Origin of the sequence: Amycolatopsis rifamycinica (genome assembly GCF_000695625.1) — a bacterium.
Lineage (GTDB): Bacteria > Actinomycetota > Actinomycetes > Mycobacteriales > Pseudonocardiaceae > Amycolatopsis > Amycolatopsis rifamycinica.
This window is the reverse complement of sequence record NZ_JMQI01000055.1, coordinates 217176-224556: the sequence shown is the minus strand read 5'-3', so window position 1 is coordinate 224556 and position 7381 is coordinate 217176. Positions and strand designations below refer to the sequence as shown.

The window sequence follows — 7381 nt, the reverse complement described above, 5'->3', positions numbered from 1 at the left end:
AGGTTGAGGGGTTCGCTTTTGTCGCCGAGGACTGCGGGGATGATCATGGCGTCGCAGGCGTGGACCCGCGCTTCGGCCGCGGTCATTTGTCCGGTGTCGCCGAGGGTGGCTTTGCCAACGCCGGATTTCAGGTCTTGCAGGGAGACGGCGACCATGACGTGGGCGCGTTCCCCGGCCTGCATCGGCAAATCTGGTGAGTTGAGGGCCAGGTTCAGGGCGTCGGAGAACGCGTCGCCGTAGCGTTGGGGGTGGGTGCGGTGGTCGGGGCCGTCGTCGCTGGTGCGGCGTTCGGCCAGGGCGTCCAACAGGGCGCTGGCGCGGGTGCCGGTCTCATCGTCGAATCGGCCGTTCAGCTCCCACACGCCGGTTCTTTTCCGGCGGAGGAACAGTTCCCGGGGCGGGATTACGGGTTCGGTGTTGTCGGGTTCTGCGCCGTCGGGTGCGAGGTGGGCGAGGATGCGGGCGCCGAGGGCGGCGACCTGCTTATGCCCAGCCTCGGCAGCGAAGGTCAGCAGGTGGGTCTCGGCGCTGTCGCGATGCTCGCAGGGCACCTCAGCGAGAACACCGGTAATCACATCGATCATCGGGTTGCTCAACCGCCCCGCGCGAGCGGCGGCACCGGTGGCGGGAGCCAACGCGGGAATCGGGGTGCCGTCAAGGGTACGGCCAGGATTGAGCAGGTGGGCACGTCGCACGAGTCGTTCAGCAGCGGGCTTGGGGACATCGCCGAGGTGCTCCAGCAACCGAGCGGCGGAGCGGTACCCGAACAGTTCCATCACCCCGCGCTGCTCGATTTCGACAAGCAGGGCACCGAGTTCCGCCTCGGCAGACCGCATGCAGGCGAGCAGCTCCCCGATCCGGTCGGCGAAAGCGACCGCCTCGGAAGAGGAGGCGTGGGCTGCGTTGCTGGTCATACCTCCAAGCTACCGACCATCGAACACCAGTTCACCACTCGAAAGGGTACGAATCCCAGCAACTGTCCGGACAGTCGAACACCACCAGAACCCATCACCCGACAGCAGACGTCACCGCGACCGCCGACTCCTCCAAAGACCCGAAATACAACTTTCCCCGCCATTCGCGAACACCCACCAGCATGTGAAACCCGGGAATCTCCCCGCGAAAAGACCGGGAAACCACACCCTCCGGCGTGACGCCCAGGACACCCACTTCGCGGCCCGGGCGCGGCTGCAGCGACGTCGGCAGCCGCCGGATGCCCGCCCTCACGAAGCCCGGCAGTCGCCGGGCCACGTCCAATGCTGCCACGCGGGGGGACGCCTGCGTGATCCAGATCAGCCCGTCCGTGCCCGTCGAAATGTTGTCCGGGAAGCCCCACAGGTCGTCGGCGAACACGTCGGAACGACCGTCCGAAAGCCACACTCGTGACACCCGGCACGCGCCCGTTTCCGCCACCGCCACGAACGACTCGTCCGGGGCCAGTGCGACGCCGTTCGCGAACTCGAGGCCGTCGCGGAGCAGGTCGATCGAGCCGTCCGGGGACCGGCGCAGGAGCCGGCCGCCCGCTGTCTGCTCGATCAGGTCGTCGCGCCAGTTGTCGATGCCGAAGCGGCGGGACGAATCCGTGAAGTAGATCGTCCCGTCGGCCGCCACCGCCGCGTTGTTGCAGAACACGAAGTCCAGGCCCAAGGCTGAGGTCGCCAGCACCGACGGAGAACCGCCCGCCAGCGGGACCACCAGCAGCCCGGCGCGCGCGTCGCAGATCAGCAGTTCGTCCTCGCCGTACAGCTCCAGCCCGAGCGGACGCCCGCCCGTGTCGGCGATGACGTCGATGCGCTGCCCGTCCGGCGACAGGCGCAGGATCCGGCCGTCGTCGACGCCGGTGTAGACACGGCCCTCGGCGTCGACGACGACGTCCTCCGGGCCGTGGCCGTTCACCGGGTACAGCGTGACTTCGCCGAACCTCATCGGGCGCCTCCTAGCGATAGGTGAGCAACGAGGCCGCGTCCGCCTCGAAGTGCGGGTGCTCGTTGAACGACAGCAGGGTGACGCCGCCGCGCCCGGACACCAGCTTGGTGATCCCGCCGTTGACCGTGACGCGGTTGAGCTTGAGCAGCCCGGCCTCCGGGGTGCCCATGAGCAGGCCGCAGACCGTGGCGATCACCCCGCCGGAGGTGAACACGACCGCGTGCTCCCCCTTGCCCAGCGACGCGACCAGGTCCGCGAGCGCGGCACGGCACCGGGCGAGGAACGCGGGCCACGTCTCGGCGCACGGCCCGTCGGCGCCCGCCGAGGTCCACGCGGTCAGCGCCGCGTCCAGGACGCCCTGGTAGGCCCGCGAATCCTCCTGCGGGGCCCCGCAGGCGTGGTGGAGCGCGATGTCGACGTGGTCGTACTCGTTCCAGCGCGGGTCCTCGACCACCGGGACGTCGGTGCCGAGCACCTTCAGCGCCGCGGCCGCGGTGTCGCGCTGCCGCGCCAGCGAGCCCGACCGGATCTGGCTGAAGGACACGTTGCGCCGCAGCAGTTCCGTACCGACCACAGTGGACTGTTCGAAGCCGCGTGGGGACAGTGCGTCGTAGTCGGCCGCGCCGAACGACGCCTGTCCGTGGCGGACCAGGTAGATGGCGCCCACTAGACACGTCCCTTCGCGATGATCTCGCGGCAGCGCCAGTCGAGGTACCCGACGAACTGCCAGAAGTCCTTGAACGCCGGGTTGCGGGTGGCGCCGTCCCGATAGCGCCGGTACAGCTGCTGCAGCACCGCGGCGAGCCGGAACAGGCCGTAGACCTCGTAGAACCGCCAATCGCCGACCGAAAGCCCGGTCTTCTCGGCGTAGCGCGCGACGAACTCCTCGCGGGTGAACATGCCGGGCAGGTGCGTCGGCTGGCGGCGGCTCGTGTGCATGACGTCGTCGTCGGCGGCCTCGACCCAGTAGGCGAGCATGCTGCCCAGCTCCATCAGCGGGTCGCCGAGCGTGGCCATCTCCCAGTCGAGGACGCCGGTGATGTTGAGCGCCGCCGGGCCGTCCAACACCAGGTTGTCGAGGCGGTAGTCGTTGTGGATCAGGCAGATCTTCACCTCGCCGGGCTGGTTCGCGGCCAGCCACGCACGCACCTCGGCGAAGTCGCCGACGTTGTCCGTGCGCGCCGCGACGTACCGCTCCGACCAGCCGCGGATCTGCCGCTCGACGTACCCGGCGCCCTTGCCGAGGTCGGCGAGACCGGCCTTTCCGACGTCAACGGCGTGCAGGTCCACCAGCCGGTCGACGACCTTGCCGGACAGCTCGCGTGCCTGCCCGGGCGTCAGCGTCATGCCCGGTGGCAGGTCGCCGCGCAGGATCAGGCCGTCGAGCTTCTCCATGACGTAGAAGTCGCCGCCGAGCACCGCCGGGTCGTCCCCGAAGGCCACCATCCGCGGCACGTACGGGAACACCGGCTTCAGCGCGTGCTGGACGCGGTACTCGCGCCGCATGTCGTGCGCGGACGCCGCTTTGTGCCCGGCCGGCGGGCGGCGCAGGATCAGTTCGCGGTCCGGGTAGGTCAGCAGGTACGTCAGGTTGGACGCGCCGCCGGGGAACTGCCGCACGTGCGGTGGTTCGTCCCCGAGGCCCTCGACCTTCGTGCGCAGCCAGGCGTGCACCGCGCCCGGGTCGAAGGCGTCCTCCGCGCGGACCTCGACCGCGGCGTTCACGCGAACTTCCGCAGCAGCGCGGCCGGCACCACGCGCATGACGACGCTCAGCGGCACCCACGGCCACGCCGGGACGTAGGCGCGGGCGGGCTCGGCCTCGATCGCCTTGGCCAGCGCCTTGGCCCCGGTCTCGGCCTTGGCCAGCAAGGGGTTCCGGCCGATCCGGTCGTTCATCTCCGACTCGATGTAGCCGGGCCGGACGTCGGTGACGGCGATGCCCTTGCGCTTCAGCTCGATCCGGGTGCCGCCGACGAACGCCGAGATCCCGGCCTTCGACGCGGCGTACGCGGTGAGGTTGCCCGGGAACGGGCGGAGCGCGCTGAACGAGGAGATGACGGCGAGGTGGCCGGCGCCCTGTTCGCGGAAGATCCCGGCGGCGGCCTCGATCTGGGCCGCGGCCGCGACGAAGTTGACCTCGAGGGTCTGGCGGTTGGCGTCGAACCGGCCCGTGCCGACCCGCTGCCCCTTCCCGAGCCCGGCGTTCACAATCACCCGGTCGAGGGACCCCAGCTCGTCGCGGAACTCGGCGAAGACGGCGAACACGCGGTCGTGGTCGGTGACGTCGAGGGTGCGCGTGACGACCTTGATCCCGGGGTGGGCCGCGGTCAGCTCGGCGGCCAGCTTCTCGAGCCGGTCGGTGCGCCGCGCGCACAGCGCCAGGTTTCGCCCCTTCGCCGCGAACTGGCGGGCCATGCCTTCACCCAACCCGCTGCTGGCGCCGGTGATCAGGATGTTCTTCCGGAGCGTCATGCCCCGGATGCTACCCGGTGGTAACAAGACCGGTGGCCCGGCGCTGGGGGCGTCGCCGGGCCACCGGTCATCGCGCGGCCACACCGGCCGGTCGCACAACGCGGCCGGGTGAACCGGAGCCGGAACCGCTCGCGCGGCCGGTCGCGCCTGCGTCCGGGTGGGCCGTGAGGGGGAGGCGGTGCCACCGGCGCAGGCAAGTCATGAAAGCGCGTCCGCCCAGGCCGGGGCAATGGTTCACAGTTGCCAGTACTAGCCCGTTCGCCCGAGTGGCGGCGCGGGCGGCCGCGGCCGAAGAAGGGGGCGGAGACCGCGGGGAAAACTGCTAACGTGCTCCGTGTCGGGGATCGTCGGGGGACGGCATGGGGCGGGTCGGGAATTCAGCGATGGCGGGCAGCGCGGCGGGTGACGGCCAGGACGGCGGCCGCACCGAATTCGCCATCCGGCTGCGCGCGGCCATCGCCACCAGCGGGCTGTCGCTCGACCGGATCCAGGCGCGGCTGCGGGCCCGCGGGGTCGTCGTCAGCGTCACCGCGCTCAGTTATTGGCAGTCGGGCAAGCGGCAGCCGGAGCGGCAGAGCTCGCTGTCGGCCGTTCGCACGCTCGAAGAGATCCTCGACGTCCCCGCCGGGTCCCTGCTCGGGCTGCTGCCTCCGCCCCGGCCTCGCGGGGGCGCCGGGAAGCGCCAGGCCGGCGCCGAGCCGATGTCGTTCCCGCGCGAGGTGCTGCAGCCGCTGCTGGAGAAGGTCGGGGCGCCGTACGCGCTCGACCGCCGTCAGCCGCTGAAGATGGTCGGGCTGCACGACCTGTGCGAGATCGCCGCGGACGGCGGCCAGCGGGCGGTGACCGCGCGGGCGGTGTTCCAGGCCGTCGCCGACGGCCAGGACCGCTGGCTGCTGGTCTACACCCAGGACGACCCGGAGGCGGGCGTCCCCGAGCTGCACGCCGTGCGCAACTGCCGGGTCGGCCGCGCCGAGATCGACGAGGCCCACGGCCTGCTCGTCAGCGAACTGCTCTTCGACCAGCCGATCAACCGCGGCGAGACGCACCTGATCGAGTACACCCTGACCAACAGCGGGCCGCCGTACCCGGAGTGCCGCAACACCCACTACCGCGAGTTCCGCCGCCCGGTGCGGGAGTACCTCCTCGAGGTCCGGTTCGCCCCGGGCACCGCACCCGGCCGCTGCTGGCAGTACTCCCGCAACGGCGCGGGCGGCACGCTCGCCCGCCGCCCGCTGAAGCTCGACGGCGCGGACGGCGTCCACGCGGTGGCGTTCGACTTCGGGCCGGGCGTGTTCGGCATCGACTGGGACTGAACCGGCCCGGCCCCAGGCCAAGCCTCGGTCGTCACCGCAGTTTGGTGCGCAGCACCTTCCCGGTCGCGTTGCGCGGCAGCTCCTCCAGGAATTCGACGTCCCGCGGCACCTTGTAGCGAGCCAGGTTCGCCTTGACGTAGTCACGGATCCCGTCCGCGTCGAGGTCGGCCCCTTCGGCGCGCACCACGAACGCCTTCAGCCGCTGCCCGAACTCCGGGTCCTCGACGCCGATCACCGCCGCCTCGATCACGTCTTCGCGCTCGACCAGCAGGTTCTCCACCTCGATGGGGAAGACGTTCTCGCCGCCGGAGACGATCATCTCGTCGTCGCGGCCGTCGATGAACAGCAGGCCGTCTTCGTCGAAGTGGCCGACGTCGCCGCTGGAGAGCAGGCCGTCGATGATCTCCTTGTGGCGGCCGTCGGTGTAGCCGCCGAAGCTGAGCCCGCTGCCGACGAACACCCGGCCGGTCACGTGCGGCTCGGTGACCTTCCGGCCTTTTTCGTCGTACAGCGCCACCTTGCAGCCGACCGGCGCGCGGCCGACCGTGCCCGGGGCCTTCGCCCAGTCCTCCGGCGTCGCGACCGTGGCCACCGCGACCTCGGTCGAGCCGTAGAGGTTGTGCACGACCGGGCCGAACGCCTCGTTCGCCCGGTTGCCCAGGTCCGGCGAGAGCGCCGAACCGGCGACGAAGATGATCCGCAGCGACGACGTGTCGTACTTCTGCCGGACCTCCTTCGGCAGGTCGACGATCCGCTGGAGCATGGTCGGTACCAGCACGAGCGCGGTGCACCGGTGTTCCGCGACGCCGCGCAGCGCCTCTTCGGGGTGGAACTTGCGCCGCATGACGACCTTCGAGCCGAGCGCGAAGGACAGGATGAACTGGGACAGGCCGGTGCCGTGGAACAGCGGCGCGCCCATGTAGGTGGCTTCGTTCGACCGCAGCGGGATCCGGTCGAGGAACTGCGCCGAGGCCAGCGCGGAGGTGTGCGGCCGCGGCGCACCCTTCGGCGTGCCGGTGGTGCCGCTGGTCAGCAGCACGAACCCGCCCGGTTTGGCCGGCGCGGGCCACGGCCGGTCGTCCGTGCTGGCGATGATCTCGTCGAGCACCGGGACGGTCCGGTCGGTCAGGTCCGAGCCCGGATCGACCCAGGCGAGGTAGCGCGCGACGCCGTCCGGGATCGCGTCGAGCAGGCCGGTGAACTCCTGGTCGTAGACGATCGCGGTGACGCCTTCGCGCTGCGCGACGTCGGCCAGCTGCGGCTTCGCGAACCCGGTGTTCATCAGCAGCAGGCGGACGCCGAGCTTGCCCGACGCGGCCATCGTGATGACCAGGCCGCGGTGGTCGCGGCACAGCGCGGCGACGACCTGGCCGGGTTCGATGCCGCGCTCGGACCAGGCCCTGGCCAGCGCGTTCGACTGGTCGTCGAGCTGCTTGTAGGTGAGCGGGCCGAGCTCGTCGACGATGCCGACGGCGGCCGGGTCGCGGCGGGCGGAGATGTGGTTGGCGCCGGCGAACGGGCCGAACTTCCGCAGCGCGACCAGCGAACGCACCCCCTCGTCGAGCCGGGGGAAGGGAACGAGGCCCGCCCGCCGCATCACGTCGACGCTGCGCACCGTCTCGGTCACCTTGTCCGCCACCGTGGTGGCGAGCGCGACCAGGCTCATCC

General features: G+C 71.1%; 7 protein-coding genes. 1 reads left to right on the top strand and 6 read right to left on the bottom strand.

Features of this window, described 5'->3' with window-relative positions:
* From DV20_RS26630 to DV20_RS26610, 5 genes are all read right to left on the bottom strand, one after another.
* Nucleotides 1-914 (bottom strand): DUF222 domain-containing protein (locus DV20_RS26630; protein WP_043784814.1); only part of this gene is annotated, 914 nt, incomplete at its 3' end.
* A gap of 94 nt (nt 915-1008) precedes the next feature.
* Nucleotides 1009-1926: an SMP-30/gluconolactonase/LRE family protein gene (locus DV20_RS26625; RefSeq protein ID WP_043784810.1), complete on the bottom strand. Its 918-nt coding sequence runs from the start codon at nt 1924-1926 to the stop codon at nt 1009-1011.
* 10 nt (nt 1927-1936) lie between these two features.
* A complete protein-coding gene (locus DV20_RS26620; protein WP_043784807.1) occupies nt 1937-2593 on the bottom strand; it encodes a histidine phosphatase family protein in 657 nt (218 codons plus the stop codon).
* On the bottom strand, nt 2593-3651 hold the full coding sequence (locus DV20_RS26615) for a phosphotransferase family protein (protein WP_043784804.1): 1059 nt from the start codon (nt 3649-3651) through the stop codon (nt 2593-2595). Before DV20_RS26615 ends, DV20_RS26620 begins: the two co-directional genes overlap by 1 nt.
* Nucleotides 3648-4400, bottom strand: coding sequence for an SDR family oxidoreductase (locus DV20_RS26610; RefSeq protein ID WP_043784802.1), 753 nt, complete (start codon nt 4398-4400; stop codon nt 3648-3650). The genes DV20_RS26615 and DV20_RS26610 overlap by 4 nt, the downstream gene beginning before the upstream one ends.
* Nucleotides 4401-4783: 383 nt before the next feature.
* On the opposite strand from DV20_RS26610, the gene DV20_RS26605 reads away from it, so the two are divergent.
* Nucleotides 4784-5713 (top strand): hypothetical protein, encoded by a 930-nt coding sequence (locus tag DV20_RS26605; protein WP_043784797.1) that lies wholly within the window; start codon nt 4784-4786, stop codon nt 5711-5713.
* A 31-nt stretch (nt 5714-5744) separates the two neighbouring features.
* Here the strand turns inward: DV20_RS26605 and DV20_RS26600 are convergent, their stop codons facing one another.
* On the bottom strand, nt 5745-7379 hold the full coding sequence (locus DV20_RS26600; RefSeq protein WP_043784795.1) for an acyl-CoA synthetase: 1635 nt from the start codon (nt 7377-7379) through the stop codon (nt 5745-5747).
* Nucleotides 7380-7381 lie beyond the last annotated feature (2 nt).